Below are 19756 nucleotides of genomic sequence, written 5' to 3' on the forward strand. Positions count from 1 at the left end.
CCCCCGTCTCTCGCTGTCAGCTGGTGGTGGTGTGGATCAGCGTTCGAGGTTGAGGTCGAGGCTGCCGTGGACGACCTGCTGGTTCTGCTGGGAGACCCGTTCCAGGTACGTGCGGGACTTGGTCACCTCGTTCTCCAGCGTGCCGATCGTCGCGGCCATGTTGTCCAGCGCCTCGCCCTTGAACGTGTCGATCGCGTCCATGGTCGCGTAGATGTTCGCGAACGCGGCCTGCAGCTGCGGCAGCCCGATCGTCGCGGACGCGGCCTGCTGCTGGATCGCCACCGAGTTGTCCCGCAGCATCTCCGAGGTGCGCTCGATCATCCCGCTGGTGGTCGTGTTCAGTGCGGTGATCTGGTCCAGCACGAGCTTCTGGTTACCGAGCGCCTGCGCGACGATGACCGCCGTACGCAGCGCCGAGACCGTGGTCGTGGATGCCCGGTCGACACCCTTGATCAGCTCGATGTTGTTCTTGATCACGATGTCGATGGCCAGGTAGTTCTGGATCGACACGGCCAGCTGCGTGAGCAGGTCCTGGTGCTTCTGCCGGACGTAGAACAAGACATCCTCGCGGAACGCCTTCGCCTTCTCCGGGTTGGTCACCTCCAGCTCCGCGATCGCCGCGGACAGCCGCGCGTCGAGGCGCTCGGCGACGTACACGTACTGGTTCAGTCGCGTCATCGCGTCCCAGAGCTGCTGTTTCTCCAGGTTCAGCGCGGCGTTGTCCTTGCCGAGCTCGTCCTGACCGTTGCGCAGCGCGTGCAGGATGCCCTCGAGATGGCTCTGCGCGGTTTGGTACTTGCGGAAGTAGTCCTCGATCTTGTCCCCGAACGGGATCATCCCGAGGAGCTTCTTCACCCCCGTGGCTTCCTTCGGGTCCAGGTCCTCGACCGTACGGCGCAGCTCGAGCAGCGTCTTGCCGACGGTCGAACCCTCCGACAGGCCGCCTTCCTGCAGCGCCCGCACCGGGGACTGGAGCAGCCGGTTCGAGCTCTCGGCCGCGGCGCGGATGTCGACGTCGCCCATGCTGCGCACGTCACTGGCCTTCGACGCGAACTCCGGCGAGCGGGGCTCGGCCGCCATCAGCGCACTCAGGAAGGTGTCCACCTTGCTGTCCAGCCCCGGCAACGCGGCCGGGTCGACGGCCGGCGCCATACTCGGCGCGGCAGTCTCGGCCACCGGCTGTGACGGCGGCGGCGCGGTCAGTATCAGCCCCGGCGCGGTGGCCGTCGGCGGCTGCAGCGGTGCCGCAGCGGGCTGCGCGGCAGCGGGCTGAGCAGCGGTGTTGTCGGCTTCAGTCATCGTGTTCCCCTCCGAGAGGCGCCCCTGGATACCTCCGTGACGCGCACACAATCTACGCGGTTCCAGGTCCCCGTGGCGCGCCTGTTGCGCACTCGTTGTTACCTGCGGGGGGAAGAAGATGGGGGACTGGCGTGACCCAACGTGGTGTGAGCAGCTACTGCGGCGGCTGCTTCCAGCCAGGCCGTCGCCCGGTCCTGTCGTTCAGGATGCCAACAACCACCGCGCCACGCTGAGTCAGACTCATGTCGATGATTTCGCGGATGTGTTCGGTCGACGCTCCGCTGGTTCCGATGAGGCCCAACGACAAGAGGTCCGTGAATATTGACATCGTCATGTAGGACTGAACGTTCTTGAACGAGAAGTAACGTCCGCCGTGGTCGCCGCGTCCGTCGCGGTCGTTGAGGTGTATCTCGGCTTGCTCGCGCGCCAGATACATACCGGGTACGACGGAGAATTTATCAAGTTGCATTGATTCGAGTTGGCATATCTTCAGATAGCTCGGAGTCGGTGACAATCTGTACTGCGAGTCATCCTGATCGTTGCAATCGGAGTCAAGTATTCGCATTCGCTCGATCTGCTGCTCAAAATGCGCGTCTGGGCGGTAGCGCATCTCGCCTGATTCGAATGTCATTCGCTTGTACTGCAGAAGGGCATAGCTATGGCGCTGGACGTTGTAGTAGATAAGGTCGCATCCCAATGCGGTCTCGGCGGTCCATCGATTGACATTCAGAACACGCAGCTCCTTGCCGGCTCCGTTCGTGAACGACCGTACGCCGATGTCGTCGGTCTCTTCGGGCTCCCAACCTAGAAACCTTCCTCGATCGTGCTCGAGCATCGTGTCTTCGAGCGGGGTGATGCCATGTGTGCTGGGAAGGAACGTCCGCCTGGTGCCGGCGAGCCATGAACGGTCTGAGCTCAGAGCTTCGTCGGGTGCGAACCTGGCCACCTCGAGCAGCGTCGCAACGGCGTCACGTTGTTCGGCGAGAGGGCGGAGGTCTGGCCTGTCCGGTGGAAGGGACTCAGCAAGCAGTGCGCCCAGTGCATCGGCCAGGGACGGTCGTTCTCGCATCAGTACGTCCAGAACTCGCTGCGTCGCCTTCTCGGACAACGATCCTCCGGGTCGTTGTAGCGGTCTCCGCTGCGCCGAGAGAAGTGCAGCTCGTAGCTGGTTCGTGGGCAGCGGCGGTTCGACCTTGCTGACCAATTCCAATTTGATGCTCCGTCGAGGCCCTGACCGATGGCCGCGCGTCAGCCTGCCGACAAAGACCAAGTTGTCCTGCCAGACGAGGAATGCCAAGGAACCCCGGATCGGACAGTCCTGCGACTCCTCGAGAGAAGTCTCGGCGCTGAACTGAGGTCCAAGGAGCTGATGGCTGTCGGTTAAATAGTCGAAATCCAGTTGCTCGAGGAATCCCACCCCGGATGTTGTCCTCATACCACCTCGCTGATTTGGGGGGCAACACAACTGGAATTGTCGGATCGTGTCAAGGTGTACAGCTGCGGCGGTAGCTGACGAAGGAGAAGCCGTCGTGGGTGTCGCGGGTGGTCTCGGTCCACACGCCGGGGTCGACAGTCGGGAAGGTGACGTCGCCGTCGGGGGACTGGTCGACCTCGGTGAGTTCGAGGGTGTCGGCGTACGGGAGGGCCTGGCGGTAGATCTCGCCGCCGCCGGCGACGTACAGCGTGCCGTCGTACTTCAAGGCCTCTTCGAGGGAGTACGTGATGTCGACGCCGTCCGCGGACCAGCCGGGTTGCCGAGTGACCACGACGGTACGGCGGCCCGGGAGCGGGCGGCCGATCGAGTCGTAGGTCTTGCGGCCCATCACGAGTGTGTGGCCGAGGGTGAGTTGCTTGAACCGTTGCAGGTCCTCGCGGATCCGCCAGGGCAGGTCGTTGTCCCGCCCGATCACACCGTTCCGTCCGACCGCGGCGATGAGGATGACGGTCATACGGCGATGGGCGCCTTGATGCCGGGGTGCGGGTCGTAGCCGATCAGCTCGACGTCGGCGATCTCGTAGCCGTCGATCGAGTCGCGCTTGGCGAGTTGGAGGGTCGGCAGCGGACGCGGCTCGCGGGTGAGCTGCAGGCGGGCCTGGTCCAGGTGGTTCAGGTACAGGTGCGCGTCGCCGAGCGTGTGCACGAAGTCACCGACCTCGAGCCCGGTCTGCTGCGCGACCATGTGGGTGAGCAGCGCGTACGACGCGATGTTGAACGGCACGCCCAGGAAGATGTCGGCCGAGCGCTGGTACAGCTGGCAGGACAGCCGTCCGTCCGCGACGTAGAACTGGAACATGGTGTGACACGGCGGCAACGCCATGTCGTCCACGTCGGCCACGTTCCACGCGTTCACGATGTGCCGGCGGGAGTCCGGATTGTTCTTGATCGACGCGATCAGGTTCGCGATCTGGTCCACGTGCCGCCCGTCGGGTGTCGGCCAGGACCGCCACTGGTAGCCGTAGACGGGACCGAGCTCACCGTTCTCGTCGGCCCACTCGTCCCAGATCGAGATGTTGTTCTCGTGCAGCCACTTGACGTTCGTCGAGCCGCTGAGGAACCAGATCAGCTCCCCGATCACCGACCGCAGATGCAGCTTCTTCGTCGTCACCGCCGGGAAACCCTGGCTGAGGTCGTACCGCGACTGGTACCCGAACACGCTCAACGTGCCCGTCCCGGTCCGGTCCCCCTTCTCCACCCCGTTGTCCAACACGTGCCGAAGAAGATCCAGGTACTGCTGCATGGTGCCAACCTACAGCCCTGGCAGACTCGCGGTGTGGAACAAGTGCTCACCCTCGTCGTGCGAGTCGAGAAGAATGCGCGGCCGGCCCAGACCGACGCCCTCGAGACGGCGGCGCGGGCGGTGCTCGCGATCCTGGCCGACGAGCGGTCGTACGGCGAGGGCGAGTGGGCGCCGGCGATGGCCGCCTGGCAGGACAACCGCATCCGCAAGATCACCAAGCGCGCCCGAGGGATCGAATGGCGCCGCGCCGAGGCGTTGCCGGGGATCACGGTGCGCGGGACGGGTGTCGGATCACTGGAGGCTGTGGCCGAGGTTCGGGTGTTTCCGCCGACAGGGGTGGACGACGTACCTCCTGAGCTGTTCAAGCTCCAGGTCACAGGCACCGACTTCGAGGACACCGCCGACCTTCCGCCGGTCGAATCCGGCGTGCCGGTCCTGTGGCTCAACCCCACCCTCGAGATGTCCAGTGGCAAGGCGATGGCGCAGTGTGGGCATGCGGCGCAGCTGGCGTGGTGGGCCTTGTCGTCAGCGGGGAGGAAGGAGTGGGCGGCGGCCGACTTCGCGCTGGCGGTGCGGACCGCCGGCCGCGCCCAGTGGCAGGAACTGCTGGCCACGCGTCTCCCGGTGGTGCAGGACGCGGGCTTCACCGAGGTGGCCCCAGGGTCCCGCACCGTGATCGCGGATCATCCCTTGCTGACGCGGTAGTGCAGGTGGGTGACTCGGTCGCCCTCGATGACCTTTGGGTTGTCCAGGAGGAGCTGGTCGCCGGCGTAGTCGCCGAAGAAGCGCTTGCCGGTTCCGAAGATCACCGGGACGACGTTGTACGAGAGTTCGTCGACCAGTCCGGCCCGCAGGGCCTGGCCGGTCAGGTTCCCCGCAGCGAGCGAGATGTCGCGGTCGCCGGCGAGTTCCTGGGCCCTCGCGACGGCCTGCTCGATCCCGCTGACGAATGAGTACGGCGCGTCCGGGAACGGCCAGTCGGCGGGCGGCTCGTGCGTGACGACGACGACATGCTCACCGAACGGCGGGACGCCTTCCCAGCCGTTGGTGATGTCGAAGAGATGCCGGCCGCACAGCACCACACCGACCTTGCGCCAGGCCGTGTTCATGTAGTCCGCGCTCGCCTGGCTGACATGGAACGGGCGGCCCGGATCGGTCCCGTACACCTCGACCGGGCCGTTGTTGTACCAGTCGAACAGCGGTCCGACCTCGTCCTCGGTGGTTGCGACGAAGCCGTCGAGCGACACGACGGCAGATGCGATGACGTTTCCCATGACTACTTCACCATCCTGTATGTGAGGTGCTGGGCCGCCGGGGTAGACACAGCCTCGATCAGTTCGAGCGCGTACGCTGGCGCGGGCTCGGCGGGGAACAACCGGGTCCCGCCTCCGAGTACGACGGGAGCGAGGTGCAACCGCAGTACGTCGGCCAGCCCCTCGGCGAGCACCGCGTGACAGATCTGCCCGCCGCCCATCACGTAGACGTCCTTGCCCCCGGCAACTTCGAGCGCCTGGGCGACCGCCTCCGAGGGGCTGCCGACGAAGCGGAACCGATCACCGAGGCGGGTCTTCTCGGGTGGTGTGTGGGTGACGACGAAGATGGGTGGGTTGAGCTCGCCGGTTGGCTTCGCGCCGTACCCCATCTCGTCGCTCCACCCATCCGGGGCGTCGATCACGTCGAACAGGTTCCGGCCCTGGACGACCGCGCCGCTCGCTTCGAAGGCGGCATCCAGTACGGCGCGATCCGCGTCGTTGCCGTGGAAGACCCAGTCGTGCACCGCCTCGCCGCCATCCCCGAGCCCGTTGCCGACGCCGGCGTTGGGCCCGGTGACGTACCCGTCCAGCGATACCGAGATGTCGACGACGACCTGGCTCATGTCAGCTCTCCTTCGCGAGTAGCTCGGCCAGGCGATCCATCGAGTCGCGGATGCCGTGCTCCATGCCGTGCTCGATCGACTGGTCGCGGGCCTCGACCGACGGGAACACCGAATGCTGGTGCAGGCGGACGCCCTTCTCGGTCGGCTCGAGCGTCATCTTCTCCAGGCAGACCTCGCCCGGCGCGCCTTCCCACTCGAAGGTCTGGATGACCAGCTTGTCCTGCTCCACCGCGTGGAAGACGCCGCGGAACGCGTACTCACCGGACTCGTCGCGGTGGATGTAGCGGTACTTCCCACCGGTCCGTACGTCGTACTCCTCGACAGTCGCGTCGAGCTCCCGCGGGCCGAGCCACTCGGACACCAGGTCGCGGTCGGTCATGACCCGGAAGAGCTGCGCCGGCGTCGCGGCGAACTCGCGCGTCACCTCGACGAACGGGGTGCCGGCTGGGGTGTTGATGACGGTTCCCGACATTGGTCTGCTCCTTGTCTCACTACTCGTTCGTGTTCTTCAGCAGCGCGTCCATACGGCGGAAGCGGCGTTCGGTCTCGAGCCGGTATTCGTCGATCCAGCTCGTCAGTGCTTCGAGGGCGGCCGGCACCAGGTGGCACGGGCGGCGCTGGCCGTCCCGGGTCCGGGTGATCAGCCCGGCGGCCTCGAGCACCTGGATGTGCCGCGACACCGCCTGCTTGGTGATCGGGAACGGGTCGGCCAGTTCGTTCACGGTGGCCGGGCCGCGCGACAGCCGCGCGATCATCGCTCGCCGGACCGGGTCCGCCAGTGCCGCGAACGACCGGTCGAGCTGATCATCGTCAACCATCATCTTTATCAACCGTTCCCTTGATCAACCGATGTGTTGACTATAGGCAGAATCGCGACCTCCGGTCAACCCTCGGGTGACGTGTTCCGATTAGCAACCTTGGTTGACAAGTTGGTTGTTGTCAACTTAGGTTGCTTGTATGACGGAGTTAGTGGATCACGAGGATCCCGCGGCCGGGCTGGCCGCGGTGGTGGCGTTGCGGCGGCTCGCCGACCGGCTGGAGGACAGCCAGGTGGAGAAGGCGATGCGGGCCGGCTGGAGCTGGTCCGAGGTGGCCGAAGTCCTGGGCGTCACCCGGCAGGCCGTGCACAAGAAACACGCCCGACGGCTGGTCGCCGCCGGGGTTGCCCTGAGGAGGCGCTGATGCCGGATACGAAGGACGTACGCGCGATCGTGGTGCACGCCGCGCGCGCCGAGGCTCGCCGGGACGGCTCCCGGACGATCGAGGCCGAGCATGTACTGCTTGCCGTGGCCGCGCTGGAGGACTCGGCGGCGGCGCGGCTGCTGGCCGCGGCCGGGCTCACCGAGGAGACGATCAGGACGGCGCTGAACCAGGAGTGGGAGCAGAGCCTGGCCGTCGCGGGGATCGCTGTCCGGACCGAACAGTTGCCGGCAGCAACACCCGAGCCGGGCCGCGACCCGCAGATCGGTGAGTCGACGAAGCTGGTGCTGCGTCGTGGGATGGACGCTTCCCCCAAAGGTGAACGCTTCGGCCCGATGCGGATTCTCGTCGGCCTGCTCGGCACCGAACGCGGCCGCGTGGCCCGCGCCCTGCGAGCCGCCGGCGTCGACCGCATCGCCCTGCATGCCCAGGCCGTCGAAGCCCTCGCCGCCGGGACCCGCTGATGCGCGTCACGCTGCTCCGGTGCGGACTGGTCGCCGGGCCGCTCTTCGTCGCGGTCTTCCTGCTGGAGGGCGCCTTCAAGGGTTCCGGGTACGACGCCCTCCGGCATCCGGTGAGCTCCTTGGAGCTCGGAAGCCACGGATGGATCCAGGTCGCGAACTTCCTGGTCGCCGGTGTGCTCACCGTCGCGTTCGCGGCCGGCGTCTGGCGCCCGGGGTTTCGCGCAGGCGCCGTACTGATCGGAGTGTGGGGAGTCGGGCTGCTCGGCGCGGGAGCGTTCACGACGGACCCGGTCAGCGGGTTTCCGGTCGGTACGCCGGCGGTCGCGGCCTACACCACGTCCGGTGGCCTGCACGACGGATTCTCGTTGCCCGCGTTCGTCGCCCTCGGCGCGGCACAGGTCCTGCTGTCCCGCAGCGGAGACCGCCGTTGGCTGACATATTCGTTGCTCAGCGCAACGACGTATCTGGGATGCTTCGCCCTGGCCGGTGCGGGCTTCCGTCAGGTGTCCGGGCTGGTCGAGGTCGGCGGCCTCTTCCAGCGGCTGAGCGTGATCATCGGTTGGGGCTGGACAGTGGCGCTCGCCCTCAAGTTGCTTCGTCGTTCCTAGATCGTCTCGAAGGCCGCCATCATCGCCATGTCCTCGTGCTCGAGGTTGTGGCAGTGGATCAGGTACTTGCCCTTGTGGGCGCTGAACTTGACGAGGACCTCGACGACCTCGGCCGGGCGGATGTCGACCGTGTCCTTCCAGCCGTGGTCGTAGGCCGACAGCTTGTTGCGCCCGCCGCGGGTGAGGACCTGGAACGGCGCGAGGTGGACGTGTACCGGGTGGTGTACGTCGGTGACGAACGACCAGATCTCGTACTGGTCCAGCTTCACCTGCGCCTGCATCACCGCGGGATCGAACGCCTTCCCGTTGATCGTCCAGCCCCGGTGGCCCCCGGCGTCACCACGGCGGAACCGCCACTCCCGCCGTACGACACCGGCCGGCCGTGGCGTCACCGCGTACGACGAGAGCTTCGCCGGGATGCTTGTGTCGTCGGGCGCCTTGCGGGCGATCTTGAAGCGTAGTACGCCGGAGTTGCTGTCGAGCTTGTTGACGACTGTGACCTCGTCGCCGGGCTGGTACTGCGAGAAGTCCACGATCACGTCGAACCGCTCGGCCGGCGCGATCACCAGCGTCTTGTGCTCGACCGGCTTGTCGAGGAGTCCGCCGTCACTGCCGATCTGCACGAACTTCGCCGGGCCCGTGTCGAAGGCGAGTTCGTACCGGCGGGCGTTGCTGGCGTTGAGAATGCGGAAGCGGTACCGGACCGCGTCCACCTCGTGCACCGGCCAGGGTGCGCCGTTCACCAGCGTGACGTCCGCGACGACACCTTCCATGTACGCCGACTCGACGCCGTGACCGTCCTTCGCGGCGGGGTACAAGAACGACCCGTCCGCGTCGAACGCACGGTCCGCGATGACGAGCGGGATGTCCCGATCGCCCTTCGGTAGCGGGAGGTTCTCCTCCTCGGCGTCGCGGATGATGTGCAGGCCGAACAATCCGCGATAGACCTGCGGTGCGGTGTAGTCCATCGTGTGATCGTGGTACCAGAGGGTCGCCGCGCGTTGTGTGTTCGGGTACGTGTAGGTGCGCTTGCCCATCGTCATGTCGCCACCGGACATGTGGTGTCCGCCGTGCTGACCGTTCGCGGGCATGATGAGGTCGAGCGGCCAGCCGTCACTCGGCGCGGGAGTGTGGCCGCCGTGCAGGTGAACCACGGTCGACACGTCGAGTTCGTTGACCTGCTCGACTACGGTGGTGCGACCGCTGCGTACGTCGAACGTGGGGCCGGGGAGTAGGCCGTCGTACCCCATCACTTCGGTCTTCAGGCCGGGGAGGATCTCCAGGCTCGCCTTCTGCTGGACGACCCGGTAGTAGTCGGCCTTCGAGTCGGAGCGGATCGGCTTCTTGACCGGTGGGATCGGCAGCGGGACCTGGAAGGGTGTGGGCAGTTTCGCCTTGCTGCGCAGGAGTTCTCCGGCCTGTGCAGGCTTGGCCTCCTGGCCACAGCCGCTGAGGGCCAGGGTGGCGCCGGCGACACCTATGAATCCGCGGCGGGACATCTTCATCGTTTCGCCTCCCGGCGGCTCAGGCGTGCGGTGCGACGAAATGACCAGACCGTCATCCAGCAGACGGTGCCGACGATCGCGGTCCCGAGCGGGACGTGCACGGCGAAGTTCTGCAGGTAACCGAAGGTGAGTTGGACGAACTCGGCGACGACTAGGAGCAGGGAGACCAGCGGCGGCCAGATCCGGCCGCGGCCGGCGAGCGTGTAGCAGGCGGCCGCGACGGTCTGGAGGAGCGCGATCATCCAGATGGTGCCGCCGACCGTGCTGTGCACGCTGGTCATCGCGTCGACGTTGCCGGACAGGAAGTAGCCCGCCGCGATCGGCTGGGCGATCACGAACGCGGCGTGCAGAACTAGCGTGATCCGCAGGACGTGCAGGCTGACGCGCGGCCGACGTACCTTGGCCGCCGGTTGCGGTTCGAGCGTGATCATGCGGCGACCGCCTGCCGCTTGTTGACCCAGAACGCGAAGACGACCGCGGTCGCAACCAGCGCGATGCCCAGCGGGACGTGGATCGCCAGCTGGCGGCTGTAACCCATGGCGATCTGGAAGACCTCGCCCGCCACGATCAGCAGGCTCGCCGCGGGCGCGGCCCAGCGGCCGCCGGTCCGCCACCAGATCGTTGCCATGAGCAACTGTGCGAGTCCGAGGAAGGCCAGGGCCAGCCCGATCGGCTCGTGCATCCGCATGCCGGCGGGGGAGCCGTCGAGGTAGGTGCCCGCGAACACCGGCTCCAGGCAGATCGCCAGCGCATGGACTCCGGCCGTCGCCCGGAGCACGTTCAAGACCTTCATGTAGACAGACAATAGTAGTCTGGCTACATGTAGGGCAATCAGGTATTACCCGGAAGGGTCAGGTGAGGTGTCCCAGGGGTGCGACGGAGATGCCGGCGCGTTCGCAGACCCACTGCGGGTCAGGGCCGAGCTCCGGCTCGATGCGGAGCTCGTGGTCGTGCAGGTCGTCACAGGCGGTGCAGCGCGGCCAGCGGACCCCGGAGTCGACCAGGCGGTCCTGGACGTCCTGCGCGACCAGGCCGGCGATGTGTTCGGCACCGTCCGGCCACTGGTCCAGCCACCACTGACGTCCGGCGACGGCGTCCTCCAGCAAGGACACCATCACCGCGTCGTCGAAGCCCCGCGCGGCGAGGTCGTGAAGCACCATCGCCCGCGCGGTCAGCAACACCCCTGGCTCGTTCATCGCCCTTCAGAGTGCCAGACGGCTCCGACAAATCCACGCGGCCGGGACGTCTCCACGTCCACCGCGGTCAACTTTGAGAAGCCACCAACCGGATCTCGGTGGCGGAAATGGGCGGTGGCTTCTCAAAGTTGGGTCAGCTGGCGGAGCAGGTGGGGTCGATGCGGTTGGCGAGGCGGAGTTCCTGGTTGGCGGTGGTGCGGAGTACGGCGCTGATGCGCGCGCGGACCGTGAAGGCGCGACGCGGGCGGGGCTCGTCGTACGGCTGCTGGGGAGCGTTCGGGAGCGCCGACTGGGAGAGGTTGCGGGCGTTCTCGACGGCGGTGTTGCCGGCAATGAAGTACGTCATGGTTCTGCTCCCTCCTGAGAGCGTGCTTGATCGACCCGGGAACCGAGTGGTCCCAGGGAGGTGTGTGGAGTTGTCAGTGCTTGGGAGCCGGTCCGCTACTCGAGCGGACGATCAGCTGCGTCGGCATCAGGAGTTGGCGTTCGGTGACTGCCGGGTCGAGCAGGATGCGGCCGACCGCTCGCCCTTTGTCCTTGATCGGCTGCCGGACAGTCGTCAGCCCTGCCGCCGACGCGGCCGGGATGTCGTCGAATCCGGCCAGGCTGAGATCGCGACCCGGGGTCAGCCCCCGGACCTTCATCGCCTCCAGCGCGCCGAGCGCCTGCACGTCGCTCAGTCCGACGATTGCCGTCGGCCGGTGCTGTGAGTCGAGCACGAACTCCGCGCCCCGCAGCCCGGACGCGAACGCGTTGTGGCCCCCGGAGACGATCCGCAACCGTGCATCCGGCATCGCCTTCTGTAGGCCCCGGATCCGCAGCTCGCAGTCGGTGTACCCGACCTCGTCGAGCGTCAGCTCCACCGGCTGGCCGCCGGCTGCCTGCGCGTTGTCGACCAGTACGACGACCTCGCGGTGACCGAGCCGGGTCAGGTGCTCACCCAGTTGCGCGGCCGCCTCGACCTCGTCGATCGCGACCCAGGACAGGTCCGGGTGATCGCCCCGATCGGTCGACACCGCGGGGATCCCGCGGTTGGCGAGGATCTCGAGCGCCGGATGACCGCCCGGCACGCAGAAGATCGCCGCCCCGTCGATCGCGGCTTGCTGTACGGCGTTGCTGCCGCCGGCGATGTCGGTGGAACTGAGCGGCATCAGCAGCAGGCTGGTGGCGAACTCCTCGGCGACCTCCGCGAGCCCGGCCAGGAAGCCGACCGCGTACGGGTCCGAGAAGGCGTAGGCCAGTTTGTCCGTGAACAGCACCCCGACCGCACCGGCCTTCCCGCTGCGCAGTGCGCGCGCCGAGGCGTCCGGTCCGGCGTACCCGAGCTCCTGGGCGGTGGCCAGGATCCGCTCGCGCAGCGCGGTCGAGAGCTGATCAGGCTTGTTGTAGGCGTTCGAGACGGTCGACGGCGACACGCCCACGGCCTTGGCCACGGTCTTCAGCGTCACGCCCGGCATCTCGGTCACCTCATCTGTATCGTTCTTCTAAATCGTTCTAGAAAAACGATACAGAAGACCTTGGAGGAGTGCAACAGCAATATGGGAGATGATTGCGCCCATGGGTTCGTTGCTGGAGATCATCGCGCTGCATCCGGCGGATGCGGAGGCGGCACAGGAGGGCGGGGCGGACCGGCTGGAGCTGTGCGCCTCGATGGAGGCGGACGGGTTGTGCCCGTCGGTGTCGACCGTCAGCGCGATCCGCCGCGTCACCGATCTGCCGTTGCGGGTGATGCTGCGGCTGGAGAACTCGTTCACCGCGAACGGCGCCGACCTGAACCGGCTGACCGCGATGGCGCAGTCCTTCCTGTCCGCAGGTGCGGACGGCTTCGTGCTCGGGTTCCTGACCCCGGACAACCAGGTGGACGTCGAGTCGGTGTCCGCACTGGTCAGCACGTTCGCCGGTACGCCGTGGACGTTCCACCGCGCTATCGACGCAGTGCTCGACCAGCAAGCTGCCTGGCGTGCGCTACGCACCCTGCCCGGGCTGGACTGCGTGCTGACGGCCGGCTCGTCCATTGGTGTCAGCCACGGTCTGGACGACCTGTGCAAGCTGGCCAAGGAGGACCCTGCGGTAGCCGGCGTGATGATGGCTGGTGGCGGTCTGCAGCCCGAACACGTGCCCTGGCTGTACCAGAGCGGCGTACGGCGTTTCCATGTCGGTACGTCGGTCCGCCAGGACGGCTCGTGGACGAAGGCGTACGTGAACTCGCGGTTCGTCCGCTCCTGGCGCAACCTGCTCGACGCCCAGGACGCGCGCGAATGATCCTGATCGATCCGCCCGCCTGGCCGGCCTGGAACCGCATCTGGTCGCACCTGGTCAGTGACGAGTCCTACGAGGAGTTGCACGCCTTCGCGAAGGCGGCCGGCATTCCGGCCCGGGGCTTCGACCGCGACCACTACGACGTACCCAGTGACCGCTACGACGACCTGATCGCCGCCGGCGCCGTACCGGTCACCAGCCGCGAGCTCGTGCGGCGACTGATCGCCGCGGGGCTGCGACACAGAAAACGGCCCCCGACCGGTTGAGGTCGAGGGCCGTCTTGTTCAGTCGAGCAGTTCGGTCACTGTGCCGGCGGCGACCGTGTGGCCGCCTTCGCGGACGGCGAAGCCGAGGCCGACGTTCATCGCGATCGGCTTCTCCAGCTCCACTCCGAGCTCGATCGTGTCGCCGGGCATCACCAGGGCGATCTCACCCAGGTCGATCCCGCCGGAAACGTCCGTGGTCCGGAAGTAGAACTGCGGCCGGTAGTCCGCGGCGAACGGCGTGTGCCGGCCGCCCTCGGCCGTGGACAGCGCGTGCAGGTTCGCCCGGAACTTCCGGTGCGGCTGCACGCTGCCCGGCAACGCCACCACCTGGCCGCGACGGACCTCGTCGCGCTTCACGCCACGCAGCAGCACCGCCGCGTTGTCGCCCGCGTCCGCGGACTCCAGCGACTTGCCGAACGTCTCCATACCGATCGCCGTGCTGGTGACCGTCGGGCCGAGACCGACGACCTCGACCGCGTCGCCGAGCTTCAGCGAACCGCGCTCGACCGCACCCGTGACCACTGTGCCGCGGCCGCTGATGGTGAGCACGTTCTCGATCGGCATCAGGAACGGCTCGCCCAGCTCACGGTCCGGCACCGGCACGTAGCTGTCGACTGCGTCCAGCAGCTCGCCGATCGCGGCGGTCCACCGCGGGTCGCCTTCCAGCGCCTTCAGTCCGGACACGCGAACGACCGGTACGTCGTCGCCGGGGAAGCCGTACTCCGAGAGGAGCTCACGGACCTCCAGCTCGACCAGGTCGAGCAGCTCCGGGTCGTCGACGGTGTCGGCCTTGTTCAGCGCGACCACCAGGTACGGCACGCCCACCCGGCGCGCGAGCAGCACGTGCTCCCGCGTCTGCGGCATGGCGCCGTCCTGCGCGGAGACGACCAGGATCGCGGCGTCCACCTGGGCGGCGCCGGTGATCATGTTCTTCACGTAGTCGGCGTGCCCGGGCATGTCCACGTGCGCGTAGTGCCGGGTCGCGGTCTCGTACTCGACGTGCGAGATGTTGATCGTGATCCCGCGCTGCATCTCCTCCGGCGCACGGTCGATGCCGTCGAAGGCGACGAAGCGGTTGACACTCGGGTCGCGCTCCGCGAGCACCTTGGTGATCGCGGCGGTCAGCGTGGTCTTGCCGTGGTCGACGTGACCCATCGTCCCGATGTTGAGGTGCGGCTTGGTCCGCACGAACTGGCTCTTGGCCATGAGAAATCCTTTGTCTGTCAGAAGATTCGGCTGGAAGCCAGGACCCTCCGGCAAGCCCTCACAGCGCTGTCACCGCGTGGAGGGGGCCGGTGCGAGCCACCCTCCTCCGCGGGTCCTGCTCAGCAGGAGGAGGGTCAGCTTCGAGTGGCTGAATCGACTGACGGTGCCCACGTGGGAGCGCCCGTCAGGCTCTTGCCTGACAGGTCGAACTCGAAAACCACGCGGAACATGCGGATCACGGTAGGTGTCAACCACTACCGCGGCAACAGATATTCCCTAGTTCAGTGCGAAGAGCCGGGTGCCGTCGGAGAAGATCGGGCGAGCGGCGGCCACGGTGACGGCCGGCTTGTTGCAGGTGACTTCCTCGGACTTTGCCACCGACTGCGTGTTCGGGCTGGGCAGGATCGGTCGCGACTGGATGCCGGTGGTGCCGATCATGACCGGAGAGCAGCTGCCGTTCGGCTGCGGCATCAGCGTCACCACACGGCCGTCCGGCAGCAGTCCGAACCCGTTCCGCGGGTACTCCGGTTGCTGGAGCCGCGGCGGCACCTGCAGCAGGTGATGCCATTGCGGTGTCCCGTCGGCAGGGTTCGACGACGACACGTCGTACGTCTGGGGCTGTCCGGGGTCGTTCCCGGTCCGGCAGGTGATCAGGACCAGTGACGCGTGCGTGGCGGCCAGTTGCGCGTCGCAGGACGAGGACCCGAGCCGTGGCCTTGGCGTGCCCGGCACGGGCGTTGTCCAGAGCAGGTGGCCTTCGCCGATGTCCACGGACCACTGGTGGAGCGTGCCGCCCGCGGCGGCCGTCCAGATCAGCCCGGAGACCTCACGGGTGTCCGGTACGGCGACCAGCTCGCCGACCCACGTCGACGGGTCCAGCTCTGCGCTCAGGTCGATCCGGGTGCCCAGGTCGACCTCCCACCGCTGGGCCCCGGTCTTGATGTCCAGACCGCGCACGACGGCACTGTTCCGGGCACAGGCGTCCACAACGACTGCTTGATCGCCGACCAGCTCGCCCTGCGTCACGTTGCAGCGCACCTGCGCGCGCCAGTGCGTCGGGCTGCTCACGCCGTGCGCGACCACGTAGTTGCCTTCAGCCACGAGCAGCTGGTCCGAGTCGACAGCCAGTGCGGTCCCGTCAGTGTCGACCTCGGTCAGCACCTCACCGCTCACAGCGTTGAGTACGGCGTACGTCGGCAGCTTGATGCCCGCGGGTTCGCGGTAGTCGGAGCGGGGGAGATGCGCGACGATGGTCCGCCCGTCCGCGGACACCACGAGTCCCTTGGCGCCACTGGAGGCGGCGTCCTGTACGTCGGCCCGCGCGTAGCGCCACCGGATCTGGCCCGTGGCCGCGTCGGACATGACCACGCCGTCCGAGCGCAGTTCCGCGACTCCGCCCGCCGTACCGGTGATGGCGCCGGTCGCCGGCACCTCACGGCTCCAGGCCAGCGTCCCGTCGAGCTGCACCGGCAGCTGCGTCGGCTGAGCTGTCGTGGTCGTGCTGACTGTGTTGGCGGTCTCCAGCCGGGCCTGCACGAAGGGCTCACCAGCCGACACCACGATCCACGCCAGCAGCGCGCCACATACAGCGGTCGCACCGACCCCGAGCCAACGCGGAGGACCCTGTGCATACGGCGGTGCGAGTCGCAATCGTCGCGCCAGCGCCAGCAACGCACCGCCAAGCACTAGAGCCGCAGAAGCGAGCAGCAGGTACGGCCAGCGCTCCGACATGGCTGCACCGGGCTGAGCGACCGGCCAGCGCCACCAACACACGCCGATCGCGATCAGGCCGACTGCGGCGAAGACGATCGCCGGGACGGTCACCAGGCGCTGCTGGGACCGCCGGAACCACGCACAGGCCAGTGCGGTGGCCACAGCGGTACCGGCGATCGGTGCCCAGACCGGGAAGCCGCCGATGTCGGACGGGTCGGCCGGCCACTTGGGAGCCGCTCCGAGACCGCGGCCGAGCAGGACCGAGGAGGCGACGATCGCACCGAGCGCGGCGCCGAAGTAGATGACCGGGACCAGCCCGCCGATCGGCCGGGCCGCCTTAGGGCCCAGCGACCCGACCTCCCGGGTCAGGTTCTCCCGGGCCGGTCGTTCCCACTCCTCATGGCCGCGCGGTGTCGCGTACAACCGCGTCTCGCTCAGGCTCCGCAGGAACGACACCCGGCCGCGGGCGAAATCCCGGTCGGCGACGTGCGCGTACTCCTGCCGGATCCCGGCGGCGTACTCGTCGTACCGCGCTGCCGGCAGGCTCAGGATCCGCAGGTCGGCGTCGCAGAGCACCGCGCCGTTGCGGTCGCCCTCGGCGCAGTCGTGCTTCGCGGTCAGCCGGACCAGGCGCCCGATCTCCTCGACCCGCTCGGCCTCGACGCCGTACGCCGCCAGCTCGAGCTCGGCCAGCTGGGCCGAGACCTCTTCGTTCTCGCCGGGGTCGGCCTGCGGGTCGTAGATCGCGTCGTGGAACCAGGCCGCCAGCCGGACCGTATCCGGGTCCGCGGCGTACTCGGCCAGCTCGTCGACGGTCTGCAGGACCTCGGTCAGGTGCTGCTGGTCGTGATAGTGGCGATGTTGCTCTGCGTAACGAGCCAGCAGATCATCGCCCAACGGCTGCGCGTGCGGCAGCAGGCGATTCCACCGGTCGCGCAGGTCCATGGCTATGGAGTCTGGCACCGGTAGGGAGTCTCGGCCGACCGATCCGGGGTTCCCGGATCGGTCCGTGGCCAAAGCGATATCGGCTCGTCACCTGACTGCTCCGACAGATGCGCTCCGCAACGAATCGCAGCCGTGGAATTGCGCTCTACGTCACACTCCGGCGTCGGTCGGAGGACCTTTGAAGGAGGTCCACTACGCGGAGTCACTAGCGCAGGGCGATGACGGTGTTCTGGCCGGAGGTGAGGACCAGGTTGCCGACGGCTCGCGGGTCGCGGCCGCAAGTGATGCCAGTGGGCAGCTTGACCTGCCGGAAGCCGGCGCGGCTGACCACGTTCGCGACGCAGCCTCCGGCGCCGCGGCCCAGCGAGATGACACGGCCGTCGGCCGTGACAGTGACCTTGGTCCGTGGGCTCACCGGTGCCAGGGTCTGCCAGGCGGTCAGTCCGGTGTTCGCGTCGATCGCGGTGACGACGCTCCGACGGTTCTCCTGGCTGCTCGGCCCCGGGCAGTCGACGACGATCAGGTACTTTCCGGCCGCGTTCAGCAGCGTGCGGCAGGCCCAGGGCTTCGGCACGTCCCAGCGCCAGCGGATGTCGCCGGTGCGCGGCTCGATCGCGGTCAGCGCGGCTGGTACGTCGGAGTCGCCGCCGGGCTCGGCCACGACCACCAGACCGGCCACGACGACCGGTCGGCGGTAGGTGTCGGCTGAGGTCCTGGTCCACAGCTTCTTGCCCGACTGGACGTCCAGGGCGGTCATCTCGTCCGGACGGTCGTCGCAGGTGTGGCTGACGAAGGTGAGCACGGTCTCGGCGGTGGCGATGGCGCCGAGCTCGGTGCAGTCGCCGGAGTCGTAGGTCCAGCGCTCGTGACCGCCCGGATCGACACCGTGCAGCTTGCCGGAGCGTTCGCCGGTGAGGAGGGGCTGGGTCTGCAGGATGAAGCGGTCTCGCGTACGGCCGGGCCACGCGGCTTTGCGGCGACCTGTGTTCGCGTCGAGCAGCAGGTAGCCGACGTCAGCGAACTGCGCCAGTACGTAGTCGCCGTTGCCGGTGGCCGCGATCACGGGCTTCTCGTCGGAGTCGGAGCGGCTGTAGCGCCAGCGCAGCGCACCGGTGGCCGCGTCGAGCATTTCGACCACACCGCTCGGGCGGGGTACGGCGACGCCGTACCTGGTGCCGATCGCTTCCTCCGCGCCGGTGCCTGCGACGGAATCGCTGACCCACGCGACGCTGCCGTCGAGGACCGACGGTCTGGCCTTGCCGGCGTCGCGCGGCGTGCCCTCGACCCGCTCGTTGGAGCCGAGCACGTAGCTGCGGGACAGAGGCTGCACGATCAGCAGCAGGATGAGGGCGACTGCTCCCGGTACGGCGAGCCAGGCAAGCTGCTGGCCGAGGTTGCGCGCCGGGAGGTAGCGGGCCGTCCGTGTGCGGAGGAGTGACGCCACGAGGGCAGCTGCTCCAGCAACCAGCAGCAAGACCAGTGCGGAGATCAGCAACGGGACGCGGAGGCCCACGCCGACAGCTACGTTCGTTCTCGGCGCTTGGGCCCAGGCGATGAGCAGACCGGTCACAGCAATCGCCAGTACGGCGCCTGCGATGAGGCGGGCGCGCTGGCTGGCGCTACGGGCACACCGGAACAGCGCTGGTGCGCTGAAGAAGGAGAGGACGGCCAGTGCGACTGTCGGCCAGCCGGCCTCGTCTTGTGCTGCTGGTGTCTGCCAGGACGCACCGGACGCGGCGATCGCGACCACGGCGGCTGCGATGGCGGCGAAGGTGGCTGTGGCAGTTAGCGCGGCTTGTTGCCAACCGCGCCACGGGGCCGGGAGTTCACTGTCGAGTCCGGCGAGCTCTGCTTCGAGGTTGACCCGGGCGACCGGGCTGAGGCGTTGCCGTGCCAGTTGCGTGCGGTAGAGGTGTCCGTCGAGCAGCTCGCGGACTTCGTCGTACCGGTTCTCGAGCGCGACCTTGCGGTCGCCGGCGTCGCGTCGTACCTCGGCTGTGTGTACGGCGTACCGGCTGGGGTCGGAGGCGAGGATCGCGTTGACCGCGTCCAGTAGTACGTCGCCGTTCGCGTCGCGGCGGGGTGGCGCGTAGGCGTCCGGCGGCGGTGCGGCGAGGTCACCGGTCAGACGGATCAGCCGGGCGACCTCGGCGATGCGGATCGGTGGCACGCCGTACTGCGGGAGGAGGCGCTCGGCCAGCCGGGCAGAAGCCTCGGCGTCCTCGGACGGGGTGCCGCCGGGCTCGTGGACGGCGCGGTGGAACCAGGCGGCGAGCCGGACGCTGGTGGGGTCCGTGGAGAGCTGGATGAGCGAGTCCAGCGCGGTCAGGACGATGCCGAGGTAGTGGTCGCGGTACGCGCGCCGGGTGCGTTCGACGTACCGCGCGACCAGCTCGTCCGCGAGCGAGGCAGACCCGGGCACCAGGTCGTCCCACCGCGCCCGGAGCTCCACCACGGCTTCAGTCTGCCAGCCGCACTTCTA

Annotated in this window: 23 protein-coding genes; 6 read left to right on the top strand and 17 right to left on the bottom strand. The window is 68.0% G+C overall.

Annotated features, from left to right (window positions below):
- Nucleotides 1-36: 36 nt before the first annotated feature.
- The 4 genes from EV651_RS04505 to EV651_RS04520 all read right to left on the bottom strand — a co-directional run bounded on the left by EV651_RS04505 (nucleotide 37) and on the right by EV651_RS04520 (nucleotide 4036).
- Complete coding sequence (locus tag EV651_RS04505) at nucleotides 37-1299, bottom strand: toxic anion resistance protein (RefSeq protein ID WP_133782336.1); 1263 nt, start codon at nucleotides 1297-1299, stop codon at nucleotides 37-39.
- Between the two features lie 154 nt (nucleotides 1300-1453).
- Entirely contained in the window at nucleotides 1454-2716 is a 1263-nt protein-coding gene (locus tag EV651_RS04510; protein WP_133782338.1) for a hypothetical protein, read from the bottom strand.
- A gap of 67 nt (nucleotides 2717-2783) precedes the next feature.
- On the bottom strand, nucleotides 2784-3248 hold the full coding sequence (locus EV651_RS04515; protein ID WP_133782340.1) for a dihydrofolate reductase: 465 nt from the start codon (nucleotides 3246-3248) through the stop codon (nucleotides 2784-2786).
- A complete protein-coding gene (locus EV651_RS04520) occupies nucleotides 3245-4036 on the bottom strand; it encodes a thymidylate synthase (RefSeq protein ID WP_133782342.1) in 792 nt (263 codons plus the stop codon). The genes EV651_RS04515 and EV651_RS04520 overlap by 4 nt, the downstream gene beginning before the upstream one ends.
- A gap of 33 nt (nucleotides 4037-4069) precedes the next feature.
- On the opposite strand from EV651_RS04520, the gene EV651_RS04525 reads away from it, so the two are divergent.
- Nucleotides 4070-4741 carry an aminoacyl-tRNA hydrolase gene (locus EV651_RS04525; RefSeq protein ID WP_238156659.1) on the top strand — a complete coding sequence of 224 codons (672 nt, stop codon included), beginning with the start codon at nucleotides 4070-4072 and terminating at the stop codon, nucleotides 4739-4741.
- Here EV651_RS04525 and EV651_RS04530 read toward each other — a convergent pair.
- From EV651_RS04530 to EV651_RS04545, 4 genes are read right to left on the bottom strand one after another with little or no spacing between them, the layout of a single operon-like run.
- Nucleotides 4720-5310: a dihydrofolate reductase family protein gene (locus EV651_RS04530; protein WP_133782344.1), complete on the bottom strand. Its 591-nt coding sequence runs from the start codon at nucleotides 5308-5310 to the stop codon at nucleotides 4720-4722. The genes EV651_RS04525 and EV651_RS04530 overlap by 22 nt on opposite strands.
- Nucleotides 5311-5312: 2 nt before the next feature.
- A complete protein-coding gene (locus tag EV651_RS04535) occupies nucleotides 5313-5912 on the bottom strand; it encodes a dihydrofolate reductase family protein (RefSeq protein ID WP_133782346.1) in 600 nt (199 codons plus the stop codon).
- Nucleotide 5913: 1 nt separating this feature from the next.
- Nucleotides 5914-6384, bottom strand: coding sequence for an SRPBCC domain-containing protein (locus EV651_RS04540; RefSeq protein WP_133782348.1), 471 nt, complete (start codon nucleotides 6382-6384; stop codon nucleotides 5914-5916).
- Between the two features lie 19 nt (nucleotides 6385-6403).
- Nucleotides 6404-6733: a helix-turn-helix transcriptional regulator gene (locus tag EV651_RS04545; RefSeq protein ID WP_133782350.1), complete on the bottom strand. Its 330-nt coding sequence runs from the start codon at nucleotides 6731-6733 to the stop codon at nucleotides 6404-6406.
- Nucleotides 6734-6869: 136 nt separating this feature from the next.
- Between EV651_RS04545 and EV651_RS04550 the strand changes: the two genes are divergently transcribed.
- The 3 genes from EV651_RS04550 to EV651_RS04560 are packed head-to-tail and all read left to right on the top strand — an operon-like array spanning nucleotide 6870 to nucleotide 8184.
- On the top strand, nucleotides 6870-7094 hold the full coding sequence (locus tag EV651_RS04550) for a hypothetical protein (RefSeq protein ID WP_133782352.1): 225 nt from the start codon (nucleotides 6870-6872) through the stop codon (nucleotides 7092-7094).
- Complete coding sequence (locus EV651_RS04555; protein WP_133782354.1) at nucleotides 7094-7576, top strand: Clp protease N-terminal domain-containing protein; 483 nt, start codon at nucleotides 7094-7096, stop codon at nucleotides 7574-7576. Before EV651_RS04550 ends, EV651_RS04555 begins: the two co-directional genes overlap by 1 nt.
- On the top strand, nucleotides 7576-8184 hold the full coding sequence (locus EV651_RS04560; RefSeq protein ID WP_133782356.1) for a DUF998 domain-containing protein: 609 nt from the start codon (nucleotides 7576-7578) through the stop codon (nucleotides 8182-8184). The genes EV651_RS04555 and EV651_RS04560 overlap by 1 nt, the downstream gene beginning before the upstream one ends.
- Here the strand turns inward: EV651_RS04560 and EV651_RS04565 are convergent.
- From EV651_RS04565 to EV651_RS04590, 6 genes are all read right to left on the bottom strand, one after another.
- Nucleotides 8181-9689, bottom strand: coding sequence for a multicopper oxidase family protein (locus EV651_RS04565; RefSeq protein WP_133782358.1), 1509 nt, complete (start codon nucleotides 9687-9689; stop codon nucleotides 8181-8183). The two genes, EV651_RS04560 and EV651_RS04565, sit on opposite strands and share 4 nt — an antisense overlap.
- The gene (locus EV651_RS04570) at nucleotides 9686-10120 is read right to left on the bottom strand and encodes a hypothetical protein (protein ID WP_238156660.1); all 435 of its coding nucleotides are present in this window, start codon (nucleotides 10118-10120) and stop codon (nucleotides 9686-9688) included. Before EV651_RS04570 ends, EV651_RS04565 begins: the two co-directional genes overlap by 4 nt.
- Complete coding sequence (locus EV651_RS04575) at nucleotides 10117-10482, bottom strand: hypothetical protein (protein WP_133782360.1); 366 nt, start codon at nucleotides 10480-10482, stop codon at nucleotides 10117-10119. Before EV651_RS04575 ends, EV651_RS04570 begins: the two co-directional genes overlap by 4 nt.
- Before the next feature lie 58 nt (nucleotides 10483-10540).
- Nucleotides 10541-10885: a hypothetical protein gene (locus EV651_RS04580; RefSeq protein ID WP_133782362.1), complete on the bottom strand. Its 345-nt coding sequence runs from the start codon at nucleotides 10883-10885 to the stop codon at nucleotides 10541-10543.
- A 133-nt stretch (nucleotides 10886-11018) separates the two neighbouring features.
- Nucleotides 11019-11231 carry a hypothetical protein gene (locus tag EV651_RS04585; protein WP_133782364.1) on the bottom strand — a complete coding sequence of 71 codons (213 nt, stop codon included), beginning with the start codon at nucleotides 11229-11231 and terminating at the stop codon, nucleotides 11019-11021.
- 73 nt (nucleotides 11232-11304) lie between these two features.
- Nucleotides 11305-12342, bottom strand: a complete 1038-nt coding sequence (locus EV651_RS04590) for a LacI family DNA-binding transcriptional regulator (RefSeq protein ID WP_133782366.1) — start codon at nucleotides 12340-12342, stop codon at nucleotides 11305-11307.
- Between the two features lie 100 nt (nucleotides 12343-12442).
- On the opposite strand from EV651_RS04590, the gene EV651_RS04595 reads away from it, so the two are divergent.
- Together EV651_RS04595 and EV651_RS04600 are read left to right on the top strand one after the other, a co-directional pair.
- Entirely contained in the window at nucleotides 12443-13147 is a 705-nt protein-coding gene (locus EV651_RS04595; RefSeq protein WP_133782367.1) for a copper homeostasis protein CutC, read from the top strand.
- Complete coding sequence (locus EV651_RS04600) at nucleotides 13144-13410, top strand: DUF4031 domain-containing protein (protein WP_133782369.1); 267 nt, start codon at nucleotides 13144-13146, stop codon at nucleotides 13408-13410. The genes EV651_RS04595 and EV651_RS04600 overlap by 4 nt, the downstream gene beginning before the upstream one ends.
- A gap of 18 nt (nucleotides 13411-13428) precedes the next feature.
- On the opposite strand, the gene tuf is transcribed toward EV651_RS04600, so the two are convergent.
- From tuf to EV651_RS04615, 3 genes are all read right to left on the bottom strand, one after another.
- Complete coding sequence (gene tuf, locus EV651_RS04605; protein ID WP_133782371.1) at nucleotides 13429-14616, bottom strand: elongation factor Tu; 1188 nt, start codon at nucleotides 14614-14616, stop codon at nucleotides 13429-13431.
- Between the two features lie 276 nt (nucleotides 14617-14892).
- Nucleotides 14893-17274 carry an HD domain-containing protein gene (locus tag EV651_RS04610; RefSeq protein ID WP_133782373.1) on the bottom strand — a complete coding sequence of 794 codons (2382 nt, stop codon included), beginning with the start codon at nucleotides 17272-17274 and terminating at the stop codon, nucleotides 14893-14895.
- Nucleotides 17275-17479: 205 nt separating this feature from the next.
- Nucleotides 17480-19729, bottom strand: a complete 2250-nt coding sequence (locus EV651_RS04615; protein ID WP_133782375.1) for a PQQ-binding-like beta-propeller repeat protein — start codon at nucleotides 19727-19729, stop codon at nucleotides 17480-17482.
- Nucleotides 19730-19756 lie beyond the last annotated feature (27 nt).

It is taken from the genome of Kribbella sp. VKM Ac-2571 (genome assembly GCF_004362255.1).
GTDB classification, from domain to species: Bacteria; Actinomycetota; Actinomycetes; order Propionibacteriales; family Kribbellaceae; genus Kribbella; species Kribbella pratensis.